Origin of the sequence: Vibrio sp. K4, assembly GCF_051122595.1 — a bacterium.
Taxonomy (GTDB): domain Bacteria; phylum Pseudomonadota; class Gammaproteobacteria; order Enterobacterales; family Vibrionaceae; genus Vibrio; species Vibrio owensii.
In genome coordinates this window covers 3,576,060-3,600,289 of the sequence record NZ_CP178577.1, presented here as the reverse complement: position 1 = coordinate 3,600,289, position 24,230 = coordinate 3,576,060, and the positions used below count along the sequence as shown (strand labels likewise).

General features: G+C 39.3%; 24 protein-coding genes, 5 pseudogenes and 1 riboswitch. Of the genes and pseudogenes, 7 read left to right on the top strand and 22 right to left on the bottom strand.

The window, feature by feature from the left end; all coding sequences use genetic code 11:
- Positions 1–170: 170 nt before the first annotated feature.
- On the top strand, positions 171–626 hold the full coding sequence (locus ACLIIY_RS16300) for an RNA-binding protein (protein WP_009705144.1): 456 nt from the start codon (positions 171–173) through the stop codon (positions 624–626).
- On the opposite strand, the gene murI is transcribed toward ACLIIY_RS16300, so the two are convergent.
- The 7 genes and pseudogenes from murI to ACLIIY_RS16265 all read right to left on the bottom strand — a co-directional run.
- Positions 589–1,395: a glutamate racemase gene (murI, locus tag ACLIIY_RS16295; RefSeq protein ID WP_434527911.1), complete on the bottom strand. Its 807-nt coding sequence runs from the start codon at positions 1,393–1,395 to the stop codon at positions 589–591. The genes ACLIIY_RS16300 and murI overlap by 38 nt on opposite strands.
- A gap of 40 nt (positions 1,396–1,435) precedes the next feature.
- Positions 1,436–2,119 (bottom strand): ATPase, encoded by a 684-nt coding sequence (locus tag ACLIIY_RS16290; protein ID WP_434527910.1) that lies wholly within the window; start codon positions 2,117–2,119, stop codon positions 1,436–1,438.
- 82 nt (positions 2,120–2,201) lie between these two features.
- A complete protein-coding gene (locus tag ACLIIY_RS16285; protein WP_434527909.1) occupies positions 2,202–4,076 on the bottom strand; it encodes a TonB-dependent receptor domain-containing protein in 1,875 nt (624 codons plus the stop codon).
- A 58-nt stretch (positions 4,077–4,134) separates the two neighbouring features.
- Positions 4,135–4,447: riboswitch (cobalamin riboswitch) on the bottom strand.
- A 205-nt stretch (positions 4,448–4,652) separates the two neighbouring features.
- Positions 4,653–5,852, bottom strand: coding sequence for a hypothetical protein (locus tag ACLIIY_RS16280; RefSeq protein ID WP_011149172.1), 1,200 nt, complete (start codon positions 5,850–5,852; stop codon positions 4,653–4,655).
- Positions 5,853–5,858: 6 nt separating this feature from the next.
- Positions 5,859–6,953: a nucleoid-associated protein gene (locus tag ACLIIY_RS16275; RefSeq protein ID WP_011149171.1), complete on the bottom strand. Its 1,095-nt coding sequence runs from the start codon at positions 6,951–6,953 to the stop codon at positions 5,859–5,861.
- 125 nt (positions 6,954–7,078) lie between these two features.
- The gene (locus ACLIIY_RS16270; RefSeq protein WP_434527908.1) at positions 7,079–8,200 is read right to left on the bottom strand and encodes a GIY-YIG nuclease family protein; all 1,122 of its coding nucleotides are present in this window, start codon (positions 8,198–8,200) and stop codon (positions 7,079–7,081) included.
- 3 nt (positions 8,201–8,203) lie between these two features.
- Positions 8,204–8,482: pseudogene (locus ACLIIY_RS16265) on the bottom strand (DEAD/DEAH box helicase); the annotation flags it as partial.
- Between the two features lie 80 nt (positions 8,483–8,562).
- On the opposite strand from ACLIIY_RS16265, the gene ACLIIY_RS16260 reads away from it, so the two are divergent.
- Together ACLIIY_RS16260 and ACLIIY_RS16255 are read left to right on the top strand one after the other, a co-directional pair.
- A complete protein-coding gene (locus ACLIIY_RS16260; RefSeq protein ID WP_011149168.1) occupies positions 8,563–9,483 on the top strand; it encodes an IS5-like element ISVpa3 family transposase in 921 nt (306 codons plus the stop codon).
- Positions 9,484–9,907: 424 nt separating this feature from the next.
- Entirely contained in the window at positions 9,908–10,459 is a 552-nt protein-coding gene (locus tag ACLIIY_RS16255) for an outer membrane beta-barrel protein (protein WP_011149167.1), read from the top strand.
- Between the two features lie 215 nt (positions 10,460–10,674).
- On the opposite strand, the gene ACLIIY_RS16250 is transcribed toward ACLIIY_RS16255, so the two are convergent.
- The 4 genes and pseudogenes from ACLIIY_RS16250 to ACLIIY_RS16235 form a co-directional block, all read right to left on the bottom strand.
- On the bottom strand, positions 10,675–11,595 hold the full coding sequence (locus ACLIIY_RS16250; protein WP_010446562.1) for an IS5-like element ISVa2 family transposase: 921 nt from the start codon (positions 11,593–11,595) through the stop codon (positions 10,675–10,677).
- A 50-nt stretch (positions 11,596–11,645) separates the two neighbouring features.
- Positions 11,646–11,832, bottom strand: a pseudogene (locus ACLIIY_RS16245) (hypothetical protein); the annotation flags it as partial.
- A gap of 57 nt (positions 11,833–11,889) precedes the next feature.
- On the bottom strand, positions 11,890–13,959 hold the full coding sequence (locus ACLIIY_RS16240; RefSeq protein WP_182290527.1) for an Ig-like domain-containing protein: 2,070 nt from the start codon (positions 13,957–13,959) through the stop codon (positions 11,890–11,892).
- 162 nt (positions 13,960–14,121) lie between these two features.
- Positions 14,122–15,210: a glycerol dehydrogenase gene (locus ACLIIY_RS16235; protein ID WP_011149165.1), complete on the bottom strand. Its 1,089-nt coding sequence runs from the start codon at positions 15,208–15,210 to the stop codon at positions 14,122–14,124.
- Between the two features lie 113 nt (positions 15,211–15,323).
- On the opposite strand from ACLIIY_RS16235, the pseudogene ACLIIY_RS16230 reads away from it, so the two are divergent.
- Positions 15,324–15,871, top strand: a pseudogene (locus tag ACLIIY_RS16230) (IS1 family transposase); the annotation flags it as partial.
- Positions 15,872–15,907: 36 nt separating this feature from the next.
- Here ACLIIY_RS16230 and ACLIIY_RS16225 read toward each other — a convergent pair.
- The 6 genes and pseudogenes from ACLIIY_RS16225 to ACLIIY_RS16200 all read right to left on the bottom strand — a co-directional run.
- A complete protein-coding gene (locus tag ACLIIY_RS16225) occupies positions 15,908–16,192 on the bottom strand; it encodes a putative quinol monooxygenase (RefSeq protein WP_011149163.1) in 285 nt (94 codons plus the stop codon).
- Positions 16,193–16,217: 25 nt separating this feature from the next.
- A complete protein-coding gene (locus ACLIIY_RS16220; RefSeq protein WP_011149162.1) occupies positions 16,218–16,613 on the bottom strand; it encodes a VOC family protein in 396 nt (131 codons plus the stop codon).
- A gap of 27 nt (positions 16,614–16,640) precedes the next feature.
- Positions 16,641–17,030 (bottom strand): ribbon-helix-helix domain-containing protein, encoded by a 390-nt coding sequence (locus ACLIIY_RS16215; protein WP_039508876.1) that lies wholly within the window; start codon positions 17,028–17,030, stop codon positions 16,641–16,643.
- Positions 17,031–17,067: 37 nt separating this feature from the next.
- Positions 17,068–17,853, bottom strand: coding sequence for a type 1 glutamine amidotransferase domain-containing protein (locus tag ACLIIY_RS16210; RefSeq protein ID WP_011149161.1), 786 nt, complete (start codon positions 17,851–17,853; stop codon positions 17,068–17,070).
- 24 nt (positions 17,854–17,877) lie between these two features.
- Complete coding sequence (gene gloB, locus ACLIIY_RS16205) at positions 17,878–18,621, bottom strand: hydroxyacylglutathione hydrolase (protein WP_011149160.1); 744 nt, start codon at positions 18,619–18,621, stop codon at positions 17,878–17,880.
- Between the two features lie 100 nt (positions 18,622–18,721).
- Positions 18,722–19,141: pseudogene (locus ACLIIY_RS16200) on the bottom strand (IS630 family transposase); the annotation flags it as partial.
- A 76-nt stretch (positions 19,142–19,217) separates the two neighbouring features.
- Here ACLIIY_RS16200 and ACLIIY_RS16195 point away from each other — a divergent pair.
- The 3 genes and pseudogenes from ACLIIY_RS16195 to ACLIIY_RS16185 form a co-directional block, all read left to right on the top strand.
- Positions 19,218–19,379, top strand: a pseudogene (locus tag ACLIIY_RS16195) (transposase); the annotation flags it as partial.
- Positions 19,380–19,503: 124 nt separating this feature from the next.
- Positions 19,504–20,424, top strand: a complete 921-nt coding sequence (locus ACLIIY_RS16190; RefSeq protein ID WP_010446562.1) for an IS5-like element ISVa2 family transposase — start codon at positions 19,504–19,506, stop codon at positions 20,422–20,424.
- Positions 20,425–20,583: 159 nt separating this feature from the next.
- Complete coding sequence (locus ACLIIY_RS16185) at positions 20,584–20,751, top strand: cyclic-phosphate processing receiver domain-containing protein (RefSeq protein ID WP_011149157.1); 168 nt, start codon at positions 20,584–20,586, stop codon at positions 20,749–20,751.
- 229 nt (positions 20,752–20,980) lie between these two features.
- On the opposite strand, the gene ACLIIY_RS16180 is transcribed toward ACLIIY_RS16185, so the two are convergent.
- The 5 genes from ACLIIY_RS16180 to ACLIIY_RS16160 all read right to left on the bottom strand — a co-directional run bounded on the left by ACLIIY_RS16180 (position 20,981) and on the right by ACLIIY_RS16160 (position 24,194).
- Positions 20,981–21,847 (bottom strand): hypothetical protein, encoded by an 867-nt coding sequence (locus ACLIIY_RS16180; RefSeq protein WP_039547162.1) that lies wholly within the window; start codon positions 21,845–21,847, stop codon positions 20,981–20,983.
- A gap of 114 nt (positions 21,848–21,961) precedes the next feature.
- Entirely contained in the window at positions 21,962–22,945 is a 984-nt protein-coding gene (locus ACLIIY_RS16175) for a hypothetical protein (protein ID WP_011149154.1), read from the bottom strand.
- 103 nt (positions 22,946–23,048) lie between these two features.
- Positions 23,049–23,348 carry a hypothetical protein gene (locus ACLIIY_RS16170; protein WP_017789269.1) on the bottom strand — a complete coding sequence of 100 codons (300 nt, stop codon included), beginning with the start codon at positions 23,346–23,348 and terminating at the stop codon, positions 23,049–23,051.
- Positions 23,345–23,869, bottom strand: coding sequence for a hypothetical protein (locus tag ACLIIY_RS16165; RefSeq protein WP_011149153.1), 525 nt, complete (start codon positions 23,867–23,869; stop codon positions 23,345–23,347). Before ACLIIY_RS16165 ends, ACLIIY_RS16170 begins: the two co-directional genes overlap by 4 nt.
- A 19-nt stretch (positions 23,870–23,888) precedes the next feature.
- Complete coding sequence (locus tag ACLIIY_RS16160) at positions 23,889–24,194, bottom strand: hypothetical protein (RefSeq protein ID WP_011149152.1); 306 nt, start codon at positions 24,192–24,194, stop codon at positions 23,889–23,891.
- Between the last annotated feature and the right edge of the window lie 36 nt (positions 24,195–24,230).

The following is a 24,230-nucleotide window of genomic DNA, read 5'->3' as shown; positions in this document are numbered from 1 at the left end:
TCCAAGCGGTTACTTATCCATCAAATGCGTAATATCTGCATATTTCTTCGTCACATTTGAGACATATCACAGCAATTGGTTGGAAAAACACCAACCATATACGTAAGATTCATGTGTCTATTTTGTTAATAGGCAGCCAATCTCTTTATCATCTATATGTAGTAATCAAAATGACGTCTAAAAAAAATCTGATCTTGTGTGCTGGGTTGGCGGTCATTGGGGGAATCATCTTCTCTCAGTTACCTGTGCCACCTGCCTTGAGCTTTGTTATCGGTGTTGTCGCTACTGCTTTTCTTTTTTCACTTTCTAGCAAAACACCTGTTCTTCAATCTTCGGATTCCGATCCTTCAACTAAAACGCTGTATGTCGGCAACCTTCCTTATAAGGCAAATGAGAGTCACGTTCGTGATTTGTTTGCTGAGTATGGTCAGGTTTATGCAGTACGCTTAATGAAAGATAAGCGCACTGGTAAAAGAAGAGGGTTCGGTTTTGTAGTGATGGCTGCGGCAGATGCAAAACCTGCTATCGCTAAACTCAATGAGAAGGAATATATGGATCGTACGCTTAAAGTACGTATCGCTAACGACCCTAAACACCCGGATGGCGGTAAACCTGAACAGGATTAAATCCTAAGTTCGCCAAACAGGTATTCAGTGCATCTTCTTGCCAAGGAGGTGCACTGGCATAAATCTTCTTGCTCCCCTCCTCTTTACTCTCTTCCTTCATATCACTTGTTAGTAATGCCTTTACTCGACGAGCAATGGCCTCACCAGAATCAACTAACGTAACCTCTCCACCTAACGCTTGATGGATTTCGTCTTTTATTAGAGGAAAGTGAGTACAACCTAGCACTGCAACGTCCACTTTATTACGCAGTGGGAGAAGAATGCTTTCCAGCTCTGGAAGAGAGATGCTTTCACCACGTAGCTTTTCTTCTGCCATATCCACTAATCGAGTAGAGCCTAATAACTCGACTGGTTTACCTTGGGCAAAGTCGCGGATAAGTTCATGGGTATATTGACGAGTTACGGTCGCAGGCGTAGCAATGAGTCCTACACCTTGAGAAGCGAGTAACGAGGCAGGCTTAATAGCAGGCACCACACCGACAACTGGAATAGATAGATTCGCACGCAGTGATGGCAGCACTATGGTACTTGCTGTATTGCAGGCGATGACGACAATGTCAGCTTGATGCTCTTCGACCAATGCTGCCACCAGCTTATTAACGCGAATAATCAGCACATCTTGATCGAGTTCGCCATACGGATAGGCTTCGTTATCGAACAGATACAAGTAATCCATGTGTGGTAGAAGTCGGTGGATTTCTTGGAAGACCGATAGCCCTCCGACACCGGAATCAAACACTAGGACTTTTTTCTTACTTGATGTTCGCACGAGTCTTACCTGCAAATTAGAGACTCGGCGATCATACTGGTTAGATTTGTTTTGGCAATGCTTTGGCTTGGTATCTTTGATGGCTGAATCGCTCCCCTATTTCCACTTCAAGCTTAGTCAATTCTATATGTCCTTGAAATGATGGGGTTGATGTCACCAATGTATGGAATTCTCCATCTTCTCCGCAGGGGTCAATATGACCGGGCAATGACTCAATCAGCGTTTTGTCATACCAACGCCCACACCACTCGGGCGGCAACACCTCTCCATCGGTGGTAATTAACATGGTTTGAATACCACGCTCGACAATTTCAAATGCCAATGCCTTGCTCTCTTCCCCCAGTAATGGGAATACGCACTCCCAACCGGCAGGTTCAATATAGCTGCGACGATAGTCTGCAATGCCATTACAGAACATATCGCCAAACGCGACCGCTTCTACATTCAGTCCGCTGCTTTGTAATGCATTAACGATAGTTGATTGATAAATGTCGTTACTCGGGAACACTTCAGGCAGTTCGATAGTTATGAGCGGAAGGCCAAGTAAGTCTGCCTGCATTTGCACGACCTCAAGCGGGGTTGCTTGGAAAGGCACTTCTTCATCTACATAGGTGGTATACAAACCAACTACCTGATAGTGCGGGTTTTCGTTTAGTCGCTCTAACGCTAACGTGGAGTCTTTTCCACTCGACCAACTGATCACGACACGTTTCGGTTCTGTCATCTTTTTTCCTTGTTACCTATTTCCACCCGGACCTGACTCACAATAAGAAAGACCGCCGATATGGCGGTCTTATTGGAATCAATTAGAAGCGGTAATCCGCAGAGACAAAGTACTGACGACCCGGTGTAGCGTAACCCGTGTACATCTCGTAATCTTTATCAAAAGCGTTACTTAGTTTCGCATTCACATCCCAGTTTTGGTTCACCGCATAAGACGCAGTGAAGTTCCATAGGCTGTAACTCGGCAGTCTTGTGTTGCCATTAAAGCGTTCACCTTGGTAAAGGTACTGTGAACCCAACGTCCATTGGTCAAACGTCGCGTAAGCGTTCCACTTAGCACCACGCTTAGAGCGGTATGCTAGTTGGGTATCTTCTGCACCAGACTTATCGACAGGGTCTTTATAATCTAGGTAGAACTCATGAGATACGATATCTGTATCGAGTTTCACTTCTAGTTCGACACCCTTGATCTCGGCTTCACCCACGTTTTGCATACCAAAGCCTTCCCAAATCAACATGTTTTCAATTTGGTTGTAGTAACCCGTCACCGTCCAATCAACAATTGATACGCCTCCAGAGACAGAAATCTCCGTGTTTTCTGACTCTTCCGGTTTTAGGTTTGGCATTTCGTAACCCGGGTAGTACAAGTCAACAAAACTCGGCGCGCGGAAGGCGGTACCATGGCTAAGCGTTAACTCGTAACCTTCGTAAAACGTCCAACCCGCAGCAGTTTGCCACGTGGTGTTGTTACCAAACTGGTTGTTGTCGTCATTACGTACGCTTGCTTCTAATGTCCATACGTCATAAGCGTATTGAGCAATAGCGCTAACACCGAAGTTGGTTCTTGGGTTCTTTTCTGGATCGTAACTCTGAGAAGGTCCCCAATCACTTGGTGCAATGTAGCCCTTCGCGAGCTTCTCTGTACGGTAATCCAAACCACCACCAACACTGAGTTCCTCGGTAACACTGTACGAGTTCAACCAAATCGCATTGAACTGCTCAATAGCAACGTGATCGCCCGCCGTTTTGCTTTGACCTGATTTGTGGTCGTAGTTGTCTTGTTGACCATAAGCCAACTTCAATTCAGATGAGTAAACGTCTTTGTTGTATTCCAACGACAAGTCGGCGCCGACATACTCTACTTCACCCGTTTTCTTCTCGTGCTTATCAACCGTGCCCCAAGCTGGGTTGCCATAGCTACTATTGTCGTAGTCATATTCATTGTTGTAAGCACTCAACCCAACGTAACCAGATAAGTTATCAGAGAAGTTTTGTTGGTAGCCTAGTTTAAGGTTGAGCGTTTCAAAGCCATGCTCATCACCATCGTTCACACCTGGCAGAGGTTTAACATTAAAACCATCTGTTTTCTCGTAACCGAGCACGCCCTTAAAGTGTTTACCGTCACCTACGGGCTTAGAGACAACAAACGTGCCTTTCTTGTGATTATCCGATCCATAGCCGACCGATACACGGCTCGCGTCATTATCAATGTCTGCACGAGTAATAATGTTGATTACGCCAGAGATCGCTTCTGAACCATAGATAGAGGCACGTGCACCACGAATGTAGTCGATACGTTCGATAGAGTTGATTGGAAATTGGTTAAAGTCGATACCCCCCATGATTGCACGAGGCATACGAACCCCATCAACCAAAACGAGTACTTGAGACGAGCTACCACCTCGAACGTAGATGGATGCAGATTGACCACGCCCACCGTACTGAGCAACTTCAACACTCGGCAGTGTACGGAACACATCAAACAAGCTATCAGCTTGAAGGCGTTTGATATCTTCTTTGGTTACCGTAACGGTTTGTGCGAGAACCGCACCATCAACTTGTTTGAATCGGTTTGCAGTAACGACAACCGTTTCGTCTGCCGAGGCTTCTTGGGCCTGTAAATAAAAGGTAGGTGAAAGCAGCGATGCACACGTGATCGCAAGAAATGTTTTTCTCATTGTATTGTCCTAAGTCGCGTAATTCCTACTGAGCCCTACTCGTATTGAGCAGTCCAGTGCTGTGGCTCAGTTGCTGGCAGGTATTCGGACTTAAGAGCGAGGTTACACCATCCTACTTGCTCGACTTCCCACATAAACTAATGCAGTGTCTTGATGAGCGTTCGTTCTCTTTTACCGCTGCGCGTCACAGACTTACAGTTGGGAAAGAATACGTTTAAAAAATAGATTAGATAAGGATAAAGCCTTTAAGAATGGGAGCTAGTGCGTCTAAAACTGAAAATATCTGCCCAATCCGTATCACTGTCTAAATTTTTCACATTCTCTTATGGTCTGTCTAACTTTTTATTCAATTAGACCATTGAGAATCATGAGATTCGCGTTCTTACTTTCCCTGCAACATAGACGGACAGAAAACCTAAACCTGCCAAAAAAATCGATTTTAATCAAAACCAACTTGATTACCAGTTTAATCTATTGAAATTAAATAAAGTTGTTTATGAAATTTATTAATAGTAACTATTCAGGGGGCAATTGGAGATAAAATTAGAAATCGGGAATTAGTACCACTCATAACTCTTAAGCGATGATTATAAATAATATAAGTGCTATCAGTGGAGAAAATATGGCGACCTTATAGTAACCAAGCCATTTATCTGTCGACTTAAAATGTTTGTTTAAGCGACTCTTCATTGCTATAATTTCAGTATTTAACTCATCTGGGTACTCAGCTTCTTTTCCATCAATAGAGCTAAATACAAGATCTTTAGCTTTCTCCAATGATTCATACTTATTCTTTTGACTTTTAAGCAATCCGTACATAAGCAGAATCGTAACAATAACTCCGATTACTAGCAGGACAAAAACTAGTGCGTCTAACTGACCCTTTTGCATAATTGCGGCTAATGCCATAACAGAGGCTGGGACGGAAAAAAGCTTAAAAACAATGTCACTAGTCAGATTAGTTAATTTTTCAGATAGCTCAATTTCAGCTTCAGCAACTTCTTTTTTAGCCTTATGAAACGAAAAACCACTTAAGTAAGTAGACAGATTATTCTGATATAAAGCAACGAATGCTCCCCAAGAATCAATCAATTTGTTAAAGGCTTCATCTGGGGCATAACCTCCACCTAAAAATTCATGCAATGAAGCATAAAAAACACTCAGTTTATCACTGTAGTGCATATTCAATTCGGATTCGGCTGAAGTCAACTCATTCAAAAGAGAGAAATTAATGTCTTTCGATAGTAAATTTTCAGAAATACTTACACTTAAAACTATAGGTGTTCGATGTTCACCTGAGAGATAAACTAAAGTCCGAGAATCACCCATTTTTTCATCATGATAATGAGCTAAGTTTTCAAGTTTAGCTACACTTCTAATTAGTAATTTCAGCCGGCTAAAAATATCATCGTAATCAGATTCTATTGAGTTAGTTGAATAATATAAATCTTCATCGAATAAATAAAATTCAGGCAATTCAACATCTTCAGAATAAGAAAATGTCAAGTTATCAAGAAAAGCATTTAAGTTTTGGTAAAATTGAGATTCATTAGTTCTAGGCGTTCGAAAAGTTAACTCAATTTCTTGGTCTATATAATCATTAAAATTGACTAAATTTCCATCAATATCACTACCATTTATCTCACGCAGGTATTCACATTGCTCAAGAATTTCAGCTATACCCTCAGTAACATGAACAGAGCAACTAAACACAGGCCGATTAAAGCTATGCTGAGATGCTGCTCTGCGTAACTGAACTAAAGGATAAAAAGACACTGGTTGCTACCCATTAATTTGCTGATTTAGTTTATCAATCAGATCTTGTGGAAGATCCTTGATTATAACTTTAGCTCCATCGAAGTAAACCCTTGCACTGGGATTACCACCTATATCTTCCTTATCAAATTCTAGGTGTAAATCGTCACCTTTGTAGACTAAATGAGTCATTGTTTTGAGTTTTGTCTTATTAACAGGGAACTCAGGTGGAACACCACTTTCTTCGCGGTTTAAATATGTAACAAACTCATCAGCATATCTATCAGCCTGCTCTTCATCATCGGTAGGAAAAAAACGTCGGGCGATTCCTTCGATATCAGGTAAAGTTGCTGGTTCATTAGATTCAGCTTTTTGTTCCAGATAAACGGTCAACGCTCTTTTTAAGTTTGGAGCATGCGCTTTCAAATCTTCTTTAGACTCGAAAAAACCAACACTTTCATCAACAGCCGCTTGAGTTGCTTTTGCTGAAGGTGCACCAGCTTTACATCCCATCGCCTGAATGAAATATCCAGCTGCTGACTGACTTGTTTGTGGACTAACAAAACTTAAATACGTAGAGTCCTGACGTTCAATATCATCAGTGTTTTGATAGGCGTTGTATTTAGAAAAATTAATTTTAATTGCTTGATGAAGCTTACTTAAATCAATGTATTCAAGATCTTCCACACCGAGTGTATCGGAGAATGCGAATCCTGACTTTTGCTTGATCATCGCAGCTAAATAGAATCTAACTCCATCACTCTCATAATCCGAAAATAAGATATGTCCACCAGTAGCGAATGCAACCCCGGTAGCTTCTCGAAATAACTCCTGCATGACTGACTTTGATAGAACCATGAAGTCTTCATCACTAACATCTTCTAGTTCTGAGTATTCATAAAATGAATCGGGTACACTTCCAGAGGCCTCATCGTCCCGAAAAACCCCATATCTGGCACTGTTATTCTTTCTTCCATAAATATTAACAACGCCAGCAATTACATTCTGTACACTCTCATTATCTACAGGTAGAAGGGATTGTCGGTAATGCAATGGTTGAGGTTCTTCATTTTTTTCTTTTATCAATTCATGCACAACAGCTCGATGAATAGTGATTGCCATGTAAAGTCCTTGAAGATAATTATAAATATGCAATCGTCTTACTATATAAAAGCCACACGAGAGAGTAAATGAGACCCGCTTACATTTTTTGCACTTTACACATAAAAACAAAGATTAAGAATTGCCTACTTTTTCATAACTTTCCCTGAAGTATTATCCATCCGGTACTGTGAGATCGTTCCGTCCAAGATGTGTTTTATTACTTCAACTACTGTCGCCAGTGGTACATTAAACCACTCTCTAGGCTTGTAGCCCTGTCCATCATGTCCTTTGAGGGTGATATTCAGTCGCTGGTATCCTAAGAAACCATGAACTAAAGTCTCTAGCTTATGAGCATCTATGTTGTAGCATTCGGTTGTCATTACTACGCAAACAGGCGCTTCCAAAAACGTACGATCTTTCTCTGCATGTTTAATACGGTCTTCTACACTACCTTCGGTGAACCCAATTTTGTAAAGGTTCGCCTTATAGGTTGCTAGAACACTATCTGAACTCTTAGTAGCAAGCACATATACCAACCCGGTAGGAACTGGGTTACTGTCAGGCTCAAGCAATACTCCCTCACGATTAACTTTACATCCATGATCGTCACGAACTAATCCGTGTGTCAAAGACTGAAACAGCATATGTAGCTCTGTGCCATTTTCGAAGACCAAATGCAGCCTCGCATTGTAGCTACTGTAACCTTCCAGTCTTTCTCCAGCAGAATGAACATACCCCATCAAGCCATTAAGAATAAAAAAATCACCAACCTGTATTTTTAGCTCATGGCGAATAGTGAAAATGTCAGGGGCATCAAACTCTAGCAGATCATCATCATCGTCAAAGATATCATCCAAAGACGTAACTAATTCAGACTTATCTATTTCAGATGAGGGTGTTGATTCTTGAACTTCGTAGGTTGAAGAGCCGACAGATTCAATTGATGGTATATATGATGACTCATCAGCTAACAGGCCATAAGAATCAAACTCTTTTAAAGATTCTCTCTTTTCACCGTTTGATTTAAAGGCTTTTAAACGCCTGGCCAAACGCTTTTCATCGAATGAATCCGCATCACTAGCTGGTATCCGTCCATTCTTTTCAAAGAATGTTGTAATTTCCTCAAATTGGCTCGCGATTAGGTTACCAGCAGGTGCTTTTGCCTTTAAAGGAGCTACATCAAGTAGCCCCAAGTCATCATCTTCAGGAAAAATATCATCTAAGTCTCGCTTTGGCGTTTTCTTAGAAGAACGTAAACAAATCACACCTTATCCCTCTTGTTTTGCCATTCTCTGTTGCTTCATCTTGCGAATATAAGCAAGCACCTCCGCATAACGGACTTCAATAGGATCAGATGCAGTTAATGATGGTTCTCGTTGATGTTCTTTACTGAAAGCTTTAATTCTAGGCCATAGCATCACAGCTTCTTCTTCTGAGACTTTGGCTTGACTGGCTCTTACCGTCTCTTGAATCGTCTTCAACATTGCTGCATTTACAGACTTAGATAATATTTCATAAGCACCATGAAACGGGTTTACAGCATCTATCGGCTTTGTTGCGTAATTCGAGGGAACTAAATCAGAAGGTTGCGATCTGATCGGCTAAGTAAGTTAATTATCCTAGTCTCATGCCGAAACCTCGCTACAAAACAACGAACTGGAAACAGTACAACAAAGCCTTAATCAACCGTGGTTCACTCACTTTCTGGATTGATGAAGAAGCCATTCGCCAGTGGAAGCAGAGCAAACAAGATAAACGAGGTAGACCTCGTCAGTTCAGCGACTTAGCCATTACTACTGCGCTTATGGTGAAACGAGTTTTCTCAATGCCGTTGAGAGCATTGCAAGGGTTTATCGATTCTGTTTTTTCATTGGCTAACGTCCCTATAGTCTGCCCACATTACAGTTGTATCAGTCGAAGAGCTAAGCAAGTCGAGGTTTCATTTAAACCAAAAAGTAGAGGTGCAATACAGCATCTAGCTATTGATGCAACAGGTCTCAAGGTTTATGGCGAAGGTGAGTGGAAGGTCAAGAAGCATGCTACTGACGGGAAGCGTAGAGTCTGGAGAAAGTTGCATTTAGCGGTAGACACCAGCACTCACGAAATCGTCGCGGCAGAACTGAGTTTATCTAATGTTACCGATGCAGAAGTCCTTCCTAACTTGCTCAAGCAAACACGCCGAAGAATTATCGAGATATCTGGCGATGGCGCTTATGACACAAGGGATTGCTACGATGCCATACGGTTCAAGCGAGCTGTTCCACTCATCCCTCCAAGAGAAGGGGCAGCCTTCTGGGAGAATGGTCACCCTAGGAATTTAGCGGTAGGTTGCAAAAAGCTCTACGGCTCCAACAATAAGTGGAAAAAGCGGTACGGCTATCATAAACGGTCACTATCAGAGACAGCAATGCATCGAGTGAAGCAGTTGTTAGGTGGGCGATTAAGTCTGAGAAACTACAATGCTCAGGTTGGTAAAACTTACGCCATGATTAAAGCGCTGAACAAACTTACAGGGCTTGGTATGCCCGAAACTCAGTGCATTGTATAAGAATCAATCAATTGCAAGCGGTTTGGTTCTCTGACCGAATTACGCAACAAAGCCCCCGATCAGATCGTAACTTTCGGATTTAGTTCCATCGAATTACGCAACAAAGCCGAAACAAAGCCCGGTCTCACCCCAAGAATTACGGACAATTATTTAAACCTGCATCTTCAAGTTGAGCTGGTATAATTTATTTAGATTATTGTAGTATCCATATACTACCCAATGTAAATAAAAACAATTAATATATACAAGATTTTGTAGCTATTTATAGAATTTATTTCACCGAAGATGCCGACGCTTTCTTTAAAATTACAAAATCTTGATGTAACTGAGGCAGGTTATTTTTATTACTCGTCACGGAATTTATTAGATAATTAGGTAAAGAATGACCTATATAATTATACGTTAACATAAAGGAGAGCACGCTATGCGTTATTCATTTATTTCCACTTTGATTTTGACGATATTTTCTCTATCTGCTAATGCCACGACTAATAAACATATTATTGGTACTAATATTGGCTATGGAGGTGTAAATTACGGCGCACCAACAAGTGAAGAATCTGGAGATATGTTCCTCGGTGAGATTTATTATAGATATATGACAATGCATAATTTCGGTATTGAAGCTGGTTATAAAGGCGCGATTGATGGTATTGGTTCGGCAATCGTTAACCAGATTTCTCAAATCTCTGATGCTAGTTTCTCAGGTCTCCGTTTGAGTGGCTATGGGAGCTACCCATTGAGTTCAGGATTCGAACTCTACGGTAAAGCCGGCGTTACATACTATACTCTTGAGTATACATATAAAGTAAATGATCAAACTAAAAACATCGACCATGCTACCATCGGTGGAGAAGTGGCAGGCGGTATTGGTTGGAGTTATAGATATTTCGGCTTAAACGTAGAATATGTATATTCAAAAAACAGTGACTTTGACTCAAGCGGTCTAATGTTTGGAGCTCAATTTCGGTTTTAGAGCTCTGTCGCATGTCAGGGAACTAAAAATATCATATAGTGCTCAAATTTGTATTTTTAAATTAAATAGAGCACTTTATGGACTTATTTGACTATCAACAATTTTCTATGTTTGAAGACCGATTTATTTACACTCACAGACTGAACCTTAAGCATTAAGTCGGCTTTGTTGCGTAATTCAGACGAGAAACCAAACCTCCTAAAGTTGAGCGACTGTTATACAATATACTGAGTTTCAGGCATACCAAGCCCTGTAAGTTTGTTCAGTGCTTTGATCATGGCGTAAGTCTCGCCAACCTGAGCGTTGTAATTTCTTAGACTTAATTTCCCACCTAGCAACTGTTTTACTCGGTACATTGCGGTCTCTGACAGAGAGCGCTTATGATAGCCATACCGCTTTTTCCACTTCTTGTTGGAGCCGTAGAGCTTCTGGCAACCTACCGCTAAGTTACGAGGATGCCCTTGTTCCCAGAAGGCTGCTCCTTCTCTTGGCGGGATGAGCGGAACAGCTCGCTTGATCCGTATGGCATCATGGCAATTCCTTGTGTCATAAGCGCCATCGCCTGATATCTCAATGATTTTACGACGTGTTTGCTTGAGTAAGTTGGGGAGCACTTCGGCATCAGTTACGTTAGATAAGCTCAGCTCTGCTGCGACTATTTCGTGGGTGCTTGTATCTACCGCGATATGCAGCTTACGCCAGACTCTTCGCTTCCCATCAGTTCCATGCTTCTTGACCTTCCATTCACCTTCGCCATAAACCTTGAGGCCAGTGGCATCAATGGCCAGATGTTGTATTGCTCCTCTGGTTTTGGTTTTAAATGAAACTTCAACTTCCTTAGCTCGGCGGCTTATACAGGTGTAGTGCGGGCAAACAAGCGGGATGTTAGCCAGCTTAAATACGGAGTCTAGAAAACCTTGCAGCGCTCTCAAGGGCATAGAGAAAACGCGTTTCACCATCAGTGCGGTAGTAATGGCTAAGTCGCTGAATCGGCGAGGTCTACCACGCTTGCCTTGTTTGTTTTGCTTCCACTCAGCTATCGCTTCCTCATCAATCCAAAAGGTCAGAGAACCACGGTTGATTAAGGATTTATTGTACTGCTTCCAGTTAGTTGTTTTGTAACGAGGTTTAGGCATGAGGCTACGACGATTGATGGGCGTAGCCGCTCAGATCGTAGTTTCTTGATTTAGTTCCATCGAATTACGCAACAAAGCCCATTAAGTCCTGCATAAATCCCGCCTAACGTGATATTTTCCTTGATCTACTCTGTTCGGACTTTCTCGTGTTATAAGTATATAGCTAGAGGTCCATTCAAGTTTTCCACCTATTTCTAACCAGGCTTTGTGGCTGACACTTTCAAATATGGGTAACATTTTCATGGTGCATAACATAATCCTGATTATAGATAAATAAACTTCAATGATCACGGGTTACCGATTTTTATTTAAAATTAAAATGTCAGAGCTGTAAACTCCACCATTCCCAACATTTTTATCAATCACAAAGCCACTTATATTGTTGTTATTTTTACCATAAATATTAGCTTGAATTTTACCGTAAAATAATTTAGACCCGTTATCGATAGATTCAAGCACCGCAGTTAACTGACCATTAGTTATGTATACATCACTGCATTTTAAAAATGGAAAACCGCCATAATCAACAAAACATGTTTCATTGTTTAGATCAAAGCTAATGTCAATAATGCTAGCTCTTGCTCCAGGAGTCCGGCGGAAATAATATTTTCCTGAATAAATTCCATTTAATTTATTTTGGGAGGTTCTGTTTTCATAGATTGAAATATAAGTATAATCTATACTTGGATCGTCAATTTCTGAAGATACGGCGACTTCTGCAATAAAACCGATGATACTATTATCCTCATCATAAATTGATTGTGAGCGTTCGCTTATTATTCTTTGGTCACTTATAGGGATTACTTTAAACTCATTGCCTAAAAGAGCAATGCTAAATCCATTACCATTAAATTTATTGTTATTACTTTGAGTAATCTCTCTTGAAGAGAAAGTGTTATTATTGGTGTCGTAAACATCAATTGAGAAGTGCTTACTCAAAAAATCAGTAACTTCTATGTTTACAGCGTTACTGGTTACACCATCTTTGTTAGCAAAAATTTCAACGATTCCAGAGTTAATCGCATTTAAAACTCCTTTATTTGTAACTGTTGCTATATTAGTATCTTCTGATTTCCAAGTTACGGACTCTGTTACAGGAAAGGATGTATCATCGCTAAATATCGCGGTTGCAGTTAAAGTTTGTGTTTGCCCTTTAGCTAATGAGGCTGCACTTGGAGTTATTTGAATTGAAGTGATGATTGCATCAGTAACTTCTATGTTTACAGCGTTACTGGCTACACCATCTTTGTTAGCAAAAATTTCAACGATTCCAGAGTTAATCGCATTTAAAACTCCTTTATTTGTAACTGTTGCTATATTAGTATCTTCTGATTTCCAAGTTACGGACTCTGTTACAGGAAAGGATGTATCATCGCTAAATATCGCGGTTGCAGTTAAAGGTTGTGTTTGCCCTTTAGCTAATGAGGCTGCACTTGGAGTTATTTGAATTGAAGTGATGATTGCATCAGTAACTTCTATGTTTACAGCGTTACTGGTTACACCATCTTTGTTAGCAAAAATTTCAACGATTCCAGAGTTAATCGCATTTAAAACTCCTTTATTTGTAACTGTTGCTATATTAGTATCTTCTGATTTCCAAGTTACGGACTCTGTTACAGGAAAGGATGTATCATCGCTAAATATCGCGGTTGCAGTTAAAGGTTGTGTTTGCCCTTTAGCTAATGAGGCTGCACTTGGAGTTATTTGAATTGAAGTGATGATTGCATCAGTAACTTCTATGTTTACAGCGTTACTGGTTACACCATCTTTGTTAGCAAAAATTTCAACGATTCCAGAGTTAATCGCATTTAAAACTCCTTTATTTGTAACTGTTGCTATATTAGTATCTTCTGATTTCCAAGTTACGGATTCTGTTACAGGAAAGGATGTATCATCGCTAAATATCGCGGTTGCAGTTAAAGGTTGTGTTTGCCCTTTAGCTAATGAGGCTGCACTTGGAGTTATTTGAATTGAAGTGATAATTGCATCAGTAACTTCTATGTTTACAGCGTTACTATGAACATTTCCTATTGATGCTTGTATTTTTGATGACCCTATATCTTTTCCTTTTGCTTCACCTTTACTATCAATAGCTAAAACATTTGACGCTTCACTTTTCCAAATTACATCTTTTGTTACATCAACACTTGAATTGTCTAAATAAATAGCAGTAGCTATGAATTTAATGCAATTTCCTTTTGCTATTGAATACGAACTAATGCCTTTAGTTTTTGGTGAAAAAGTTATTTGAATAGATCTTATTTCATTTTCTTTAACATTATTCAATGAATTATCTTCTGAATTGCAGCCGTTTATGATTAAGCTAATAAAAATCAAGAAAACATATCTTTTTTTTATGGGCATTTAATTAAACCTTGATTGGTAATTGTTACTGTCATTATAATAAACCTCTATATAACTTCGATTCTCTTGACATATAGAAGCTAATTCAGGAATAAACCACCTCATAGAGTCTACCAATTAATTTGCAGACAAAAGCGGGGATGAATGTAATGATAAGCTGTGTTAGCTCTTGCGACGTAACCCTTCTACATTTGCCGCTTTCATTGCTGCAAACACCATATCTGGAGTTACAGTTCGAGGTTCGTTGTGGATGGTCTCACCTTCTGCACATGAAGCTTCAGCCACTGCCAATAAATCTTCATCGGATACATTTTCTAAACCGATTTGAGACAGAGTCGTTGGCAAGCCAACTTTTTCGCAGAAGTCATAAACAGTTGCGATGGTCTGTGCTGGTTTATCAGTAAGGAATAGAGAAGAAAGCAAACCAAATGCGACTTTTTCACCATGCAAAAACACATGTGTTGGCTCCAATACTGTTAAACCATTATGAATCGCATGAGAAGCAGCAAGACCACCACTTTCGAAACCTAATCCACTAAGCAACGTATTTGCTTCCACAACACGTTCGAGCGCTGGAGTAACCACACCTTGTTCATTCGATGTTTTAGCTATTACGCCGTATTCAAGCAAAGTGTCGTAACACAAACGTGCTAACGCATATGCTGACAATGAACCCATATAACCTGTCATATTCGAGGCAAAACTTTGCTGGCATGATTCTGCTTCAAACCATGTTGCTAGCGCATCACCGATCCCAGCTATAAGGAATCGAACAGGTGCCTTGGCAATAATTTGTGTGTCGACCAAGACAAGATTCGGATTTTGAGGCAGGAAAAGATAACGCTTAAACTCTCCTTCTTGAGTGTAAATAACGGATAGTGCACTGCATGGTGCATCGCTCGCTGCCAAAGTCGGCACAATTGCCACAGGGACTCTCGCTTCATACGAGGTTGCTTTTGCTGTATCAATGGTTTTTCCTCCACCTAATCCAACCACAAATTCACCCTCAAAATTTTTCAACATGGCTGTCAGACGTGTTATTTCTTCGTCACAACATTCACTAGCAAACCGGATCACTTCAACTTCAACGGTCTCAAGATAAGGTTCAAACTCAGAAAATAATGTATCATAAACAAATGAGTCACAGATCATTAGACCTTTTTTTCCAAAACGATTGAGTTCTACTCCAAGTTGTTTTCGAGCATCTTTACCTTGAACATAACGACCTGGAAATATAGTTGTTGTTAACATAATAACTCCTAGATAACTGATTTAATTTTTTACCGTGGTTCTGACATCGATAATTCGTGTTAAAATGGTAGTTTTTAACTCTCAAATAAGAAGTCATAGTTACCATTTAAGTTCAATATTTATTTTGCAACCAAACTGAACATGTACGTAAACACAGTGAGTATGTAACTGGATTTAGCAATTTCGTTGCATATAAGCCTAATCTCAAAGAACAAATTATGATATAAAAATGAGTAGCTCTAGTGTTAGAAAAATAAGCTGAGTCTTAAAGATTGGCTATAATACCATGCTACATAATTTAAAAACTCTTGCCAAAGCAAATCTCTCTCTAATCTGTGAAGTTGCTAAGTAATGGTCATGAGTTGGTAAAAAGAAAAATCGACGCTGGCTTTGGTATGCTTAAGACTCTCACTATAAGTGCATTATTACTCAAACCATTTGATATCAGCTTCTTTTTACCAATGACTTCAACATTTACATAAAAATCACCGAGGGGAAAGTATATTATGGGCAAAAAGGTTCACTCAATGGATTGAACGAACCAATCTGCTCTTGTGTTCCAGATTAAAATGTTTAGTACATAGAACAATCGGTTTCCCAAATCAGAGAAATACACAATAAAGTGATAGGAACATTCATTGAACGAAATTTCTATCTTTGAATCAACCGATTGAAGTCATGACCATAATTTTAACGTTTATAACTCCTCAAAGAAGGTAATTTGGGGTTCACTAACTAACAAACCATCGATAGTACTAAGCAAAGCTTGAAAATGTTCAGTATTACAATGTTGGTCGAAAGCCGCTTGGTCAGCGAATTGCTCTTGGAACAAGAATTGACAAATGTCATTTTTGTCTTGGAAAAGTTGGTAACGCACACATCCTTTCTCATTGCGAGTTGGCACGAGCATAGCCTCTAGTGCTTGCTTAAGTGTCGATGTGTGTTCTGGTTTCGCGTGAAATGCTGCAGTTAAATTAATCATAGTTATGTTTACTCCTTTGTCGCTATTAAAGGTAACGACCTTGTCGTTGTAAGAATTCAATTTTGTAACCATCAGGATCAGTGACGAAAAAGAAGGTTGCTAAATGTTTTTGCTGGTAATTAAATACCTTGATATCACTGACCTCAATATCAAGTGACGTTAAGCGGCGATGTACAGCTTCAATATCTTCAACGTTAACCGCAAGGTGACCATAACCTGATCCATGAGTGTACGGTTCACTTTGGTCATGATTGTGGGTCAGTTCAAGCTCGAACCCTGTTTCTGAGTTCCCGAGGTAAATAAGAGAAAAGCCGTCGAATATGTATTGATCCTTGATTTCTAGCTCAAGTATATCGCGGTAGAACTTAAGAGAACACTCTAGATCGCTTACGCGGATCATAGTATGAATCATTTTCACCATAATTAATCCTAAAATTTCCAATCAATATTAATTAATATATAATGATTTTACTAAATTATTTTTTCTTACTTTTAGATTGTTTTCTTCTTTTATTAGGATATGATTTTCATCAACATTTTCTAATAGAAAAATATCATCTCTAATTAATTCGCCATCTGCAATTAGAGATAAATATCTTGAGCAACAAACTCTAAGAAATGATGTAAAATTACCCATATCTAAATCTGCATCAAGAGATTCAAAATATAACTTTGTTATCATCTTATTTACAGTCATCTGTTCTCTATGAGATATTTCTTCCAATGTGTTCCAGAAAAAATTTTCTAAACGAATAGATGTCACCACTCCATCTATTCGTAAAGATCTCGTTACACTTGACCATAAGGCTTGATTTCCCCTTACAAACAATTTACACATATTAATATCCTTAATAAGCTCATAAAGATTTATGAAATTAATTATTTAATAATTTTTCTGTGAATGAGTTCATCAATCTAGGTAAATCATAAGGGAATCTACTAGAAATTAAATTTCCGTCAATTACAACAGGTTGATCATATACTTTAGCTCCTGCATTTTCTAAATCTTTCATGATAGCCCAGTAACCAGTTATTTTCCTATCTTTAACTAACCCCGAATTGATTAAAACTAATGGACCATGACATATAGTTGCAAGAGGCTTATTAGAATTTACAATTTCTCTAACAAGGTTTTGAGCTTCAACATCAGTTCTTAGGAAGTCTGGATTCCAAGCACCACCAGGTAAAACGAGACCATCAAAATCATCAAAAGAAACTTCATCGATATATTTGTCTATTTTTAACCAACCTGAATTTTCCATTAGCCTTACAGTCATAATATGTGTACGACGATTTTCTGGAATTTTTAGTCCCAATGTTTCTGGGTAAATTTTTTTTCTTGGTGCAACAATAGTAACATTAGCTCCAACTTCTCTCAAATAATTTAATGGAACCAAAATTTCTAGCTCTTCAACCCCATCAGTTGCTAATATAGCAATTTTTTTATCTTTCAAAACTTGCTTATTATGCTTTTTAAGCATAAATTCTTTTAACTCTTTGTTTAATACTCCATCAGCTGTAATAAGTTTTACTGTATCTAATGTCGGGACATTAGAACTAGTTGAAACTAAATCATATACATCAACTTTATTTTCATTAGCAAAAGCAATACTAGGAGATGATAAAAAACCAATTATTAATATAATAGTTTTTAATTTCATAATTTTTATCCTTTATTTATATTTTTAAATTGAATTAAATTTGTCTTTTAATTTTCTAAGGTAAACAAAAGCATCAAATTCATTGTTTATTTTATTTTTAATATCAATATTTTCAGATAACCTTAAAAATGGATTTATTTCCTTTTCCAATAATAATGTAGTGGGAGCTGACACTGTGTCTGGTTTTTCCTTGAAAACTTCTATATAATTTATTATGTTTTTATTTTTTGGATCTATATAATGCGCAAATTTCAAATTATCTAGCGTATACTCATGAGAGAAATATATTTTTGTTTTGTCATCCATGCTTTTTATTTTTTTCAATGAAAGATACATATCCTTATAATTACTTCCCACTCTTCCACAGCCTGCAGAAAACAAAACATCACCACAAAACAAATTATCTTTATACATTATTCCAATATGATTATCGGTATGCCCTGGCAACTCTAAAACATTAAATGTAGAATTTAATAAATTTAACTCATCACCTTCTTTAATTATACTTTCACCCAAACCTAATTCTAAACCAATTGGTACAAACAGACTAGCGTTTGGAAACTTCTCTTTTAAAGAAAAAACTCCTTTTGTATGATCGCAATGACCATGAGTTAAGAAAATAAACTCTAAAGTTAAATTGTTCTTATCTAAGAAGTTTATTATTTTTTCAGATTCACCAGGATCAATAACAATAGCTTTGCTTTTATCAAATAAAATCCAGATGTAATTATCAATCAATGATTTCTCATGGGTTATACTCAGAGACATTTGATATATACTCTTTTAACCAAAATTTTATTTTATAACGATTTTTTTATAGTGTGGTAGTAATCTGATACTACAATATTTTTTTGATTACTATACCCGCTCAACTTGAAGATGCAGGTCTCAAAATCTGAAAATTATCCGTAATTCTGGATACCAGTGAGCCTGCAACTTTTGGCAGAGTTACATTGAAAAATTCATTAATAGCCGTTGTAAATTCAGCCTTCGAGGAGAAGTAAATATTGTTCCTCACATACTCATTCATCACTTTCCATAACCGCTCTATTGGATTTAAGTTTGGGCTGTATGGCGGTAAGTAATGAAGCTCGATATTGAGCACTTTTGCCGCATTTCTTACCATTTCTGACTGATGATAGGCGGCACCATCAAGTACTAGGTGTACTTTTTGCTCCAACGGGTAATGTTCCTTTTTGAGCTTCCAGAAGAAGCGAACGATGCTCTCACTGTTTATCGTGTCATACGTTTCTGTCACGGTTGCGCCAATATTTTGAAGTGGTAAGGCTTTGTTGCGTAATTCGAGGGAACTAAATCAGAAGGCTACGATCTGATCGGTTAAGTAAGTTCATTTCCCTAGCCTCATGCCGAAACTTCACTACAAAACAACGAACTGGAAACAGTACAACAAAGCCTTAATCAACCATGGTTCACTCACTTTTTGGATTGATGAAGAAGCCATTCGCCAGTGGAAGCAGAGCAAACAAGATAAACGAGGTAGACCTCGCCAGTTCAGCGACTTAGCCGATATATCTCGAAGAATGTGTTCTTAAGTTAAGTAGGATGCAATCGGCTTTGTTGCGTAATTCGATGGAACTAAATCAAGAAACTACGATCTGAGCGGCTACGCCCATCAATCGTCGTAGCCTCATGCCTAAACCTCGTTACAAAACAACTAACTGGAAGCAGTACAATAAATCCTTAATCAACCGTGGTTCTCTGACCTTTTGGATTGATGAGGAAGCGATAGCTGAGTGGAAGCAAAACAAACAAGGCAAGCGTGGTAGACCTCGCCGATTCAGCGACTTAGCCATTACTACCGCACTGATGGTGAAACGCGTTTTCTCTATGCCCTTGAGAGCGCTGCAAGGTTTTCTAGACTCCGTATTTAAGCTGGCTAACATCCCGCTTGTTTGCCCGCACTACACCTGTATAAGCCGCCGAGCTAAGGAAGTTGAAGTTTCATTTAAAACCAAAACCAGAGGAGCAATACAACATCTGGCCATTGATGCCACTGGCCTCAAGGTTTATGGCGAAGGTGAATGGAAGGTCAAGAAGCATGGAACTGATGGGAAGCGAAGAGTCTGGCGTAAGCTGCATATCGCGGTAGATACAAGCACCCACGAAATAGTCGCAGCAGAGCTGAGCTTATCTAACGTAACTGATGCCGAAGTGCTCCCCAACTTACTCAAGCAAACACGTCGTAAAATCATTGAGATATCAGGCGATGGCGCTTATGACACAAGGAATTGCCATGATGCCATACGGATCAAGCGAGCTGTTCCGCTCATCCCGCCAAGAGAAGGAGCAGCCTTCTGGGAACAAGGGCATCCTCGTAACTTAGCGGTAGGTTGCCAGAAGCTCTACGGCTCCAACAAGAAGTGGAAAAAGCGGTATGGCTATCATAAGCGCTCTCTGTCAGAGACCGCAATGTACCGAGTAAAACAGTTGCTAGGTGGGAAATTAAGTCTAAGAAATTACAACGCTCAGGTTGGCGAGACTTACGCCATGATCAAAGCACTGAACAAACTTACAGGGCTTGGTATGCCTGAAACTCAGTATATTGTATAACAGTCGCTCAACTTTAGGAGGTTTGGTTTCTCGTCTGAATTACGCAACAAAGCCGATGCAATCTGTTAATTTATAAGCCATGATTCAATAAAACTAACAGATTGCTCCAAAATCAGGTTTGCGCTGCAGAACGCCCCCCCATAAAATAAGACCTAGAAAATGAAAGTTTACCTTGATGATGAACGACCAACTCCGGAAGGATGGCATAGGGTTTACTGGCCTGAAGAGGCCATTGCCATTTTGAAGCAAGGACATGTTACTGAAATAAGCCTCGATCATGATCTTGGCAACGATGAACACGGCACTGGCTATGATGTTGTTTTATGAATTGAAGAGGCGGTTGCAACTCAAGGTTTTCAACCACCGGTTATACGAGTTCACAGCGCTAATTCATCTGCAAGGCAGAAAATGGAGTTTGGGATTGCCAATATCAAACGTTTGAATATGTTGGGTTAACACTACCTGATATAGGAATAGAGGTTTCAAGAACAGAATCGCAATCTTGATCTGCAACGACGAAAATTGAAAGCATATCTATGAATCACACAGTTAAGATTCAAAATAATCGGTACGGAGATACGTTCAGCTCACTGTTTTTAAGGTAATAATCGTCCCAGCCACGAGTATCAAATGGAACTTGTTTACCTTGTATATCTATATGCAAATAACCTAGCTTTGCACCAACAACAGCTTTCGAACGAGCAATTGGCATCACAATCGCGTCTATCATCTTTTGAGCATCAGATTTTGAAGCGGGTTTATATACCAAAGCTACTTTATTACCTATCTTCATACACTTACGGCTAAAGGTTATATGTTTATCACCAACTTTACCATAAGCCTGACTTCTAAGTTTGCCTAATTCACATGTTGGTTTCTCTAAATTGACAACCCCAAATCGAACACCATAGTCAGTGTATTGATTTTCTCGGTTCGCATATAAAATAGCGATCAAATCGTCATTAGCACTGAATGCCGGATAAAATGAATGTGACTCTTTCATCCAAAAACTATCCAGTTGTGTCGGCCGGTTGAACTCTAAGTTGTATCCATACTTCGCACTTGCTACGAATCCATCACCGTTGAATTTTAACTGGCGACCAGTTGGCTTTTGATTCAATGAACCACGTTCAGGATCAACGAATCTTGCATTTCGCGTTTGAAGTGAACCATCGCGGTTGAAATACTCACTGAGCCGGTACAACCCGTTTTCCAGTGTATGAGAACTTATCGAACCATCATCAAAGTGAGTAAACTTTTCTTCTTTATCATTCACGTAAAATATCGGCTTTGGCGACGTGTTGTCATTGGCTTGAACACAAGGTTCCCCCAAACACATTGCTACTTTTTTCTCGCTCGTTGTTGAGCATCCACTGAGAGCCAATATAGACAGCCCAATTACAAACAACCCCTGCTTTTTCATAAATTACATTCACCTTTTTATTTTAAACCTAATAAACAACCTATCTTTGTATCTATCTGTTTTTTCTTGGATTTTACCTTGCGATAAAATAAGACTCTGCCGTTAATCACCCTCTTAATCACTAAGATTAAAGACTCTGTACAACGAGTAGCGATCTCTTTGTTTTGCAGTAATTTTAGGGTTGAAGTAAAACACCGTATCGTCGCTTAATCGCTTAATATACGGGTTAATCGATATGCGCTGCTGATTATACCAGCCTGTAAAATAGGAAAGATTTTCCTTTCTCCAGAGGTCTTTGTGCCCATTCATTTTTACAGCTGGTACATAAAGGAATTGCTCAACCCCAGCAACGTTAGCAAATTTTATCTGCTCTATTGGAAAACCAATCGGCAAGTAAGTCTTAGCAGCCATATAATCGCCACCTTGCGGCACTAGCGAGATATAACCATTATTGTCGCGGATAAGCATAGGAATTCTGGCTGTGAGTGAGTAGCAAGGCGAATAGACAGCAGTACAACTCTCATCTGAAGTACTGGTCACTTTAATTCTGTCCAAGAAATAAAAACCTTCTGAGCCCACTTTTTGATATTCTTCCTTCGCTTCACTTCCCATTGCCATTTTTATGGTATCTACAGCAATTCGGTTAACGTATTGTGCCTGAGTATCCAAGTCTTTATTGTTATCCACTTGAATAATTGTGTAGAGATATTGTTCGCCTAAAAGGGAATCATAGCCAGATCGCGAACCTTGTTGAGCTAGTAATCCCATCACCGCATCAAATGAGGTGATACTTCCTAATCCAGCGGCGACAACTGTAGCCACAGAAGAAGTATTAGCCAGTTCTTTGTGTGAATTTGTATCGTAATAAAACTTGTCTAAGTTGTTGGCATTACGTCCAGGTTCTATCCATCTTAGTGGATAGTAGAACCGTGTAGCTTCGGAAAATTCTTCCACATTGAGCGCATAGTCATCCGCATATTTACCCTGAGATTCAATGGACTCATTGGGAGTGCTTGCGCATCCAGATATCGCTAAAGTGAGAGCTGAAATCATGATGTTTTTTTTCATAGCACTATTTTTTGATGAGTTACCTAACATTAAATTTCCTATACTTATCAATAAGTAAACTTTTTGGCGAATGGCGTTTTGAGAAGCTTGATACCGAATGAATGAAGTCAGACCAACCCCACAACTTTCATTTTTAAATGAACTGAATTGCAACTATCATGACTATAAAAATTGCAGACAGTTTTATCGCAAAGACTATAGGTACCCTCTTATAGGTTTGATAAATTACCTCATAAAGTTCGTCCTGCTCTCTCTGCATGCTCTTTTCTTGAGACAATAAGACGCCATCACGTACCTTTTGAGCAATTCCTGGTTTCCACTGTTCGTACAGCTTTAGTCTTTCTGGAGAAGGAAATTCATCAACGTAGTTTCTGCCCCTGATAGAAGCGAGAATCTGCTCTACGGTTCCGCTCTTTCTTAAAAACACCCTCATTTGTCCCGTAAAATGTTATCAGTCAAATTTGGCATATTGGTCGCTTTTAACCTTAGAATCTGGGCGAGTAATTCACTCGTTACTCCTTTTCCAAATTCTGAACGTAAGTGACGTTCCGGATAGGGTTGTAATAGTTCTTCAGATCCAATTTCGCCGCAGGCGTACCATTGGGCATTCAATCCATGTGCGTGGGCTATCATCCGACGCACAGGGTCGTTGTCGTCCATTTGCATCCTGAAGGGTAATTCTGTATCAGGCGCTAATTCATCAGCGGAAAACACACCATGTTCAATAAGGTATGAACGATCATAAAAAATCCCTAACGGGTAAAGTAGTAGCCCCGATTCTGACGCTGCATTTTTTAGCTTTGCGATAGCTTGAAAATCCGGTTCCACCATTTCTAACAGTGTCTTTGTGCGAGTATGGAACCATTCTTTATACTTAGTGTGCACACTTGCATTACGTTGAAAATACTCATTCGAATAAAGCAAACTAAGCGTATCAAAATATAAAACCTTCACTGAAACCACCTAGTTCGTATTAGGCATAGTTAAAATGGTGCTTCATGAAAAAGTCCAGATGACATCCTCTTTCTAACGCTCTTTCCTCAATTTGCTTCCATAAGAGTGGTAAATAGGCTTTCAGATCTTCCGCTTCCGATTGATGATATTCATCCTCACAGTCCCCTGCAGCAGCTTTTAGCCACTCTGAAGGTGTTAAAATAGTGAGCCCAAGATGAAAATATTCTGGAATGGCTGCCCGTATTGATTCTTCGCTACCGCTAGCAACATACATTGTGAGGCCTTCACCTGTTGCGTAATAATGGCTAACACCGATGTAGAACATATCAATACCTCGCTAACATATTGTCTAATATTAAAA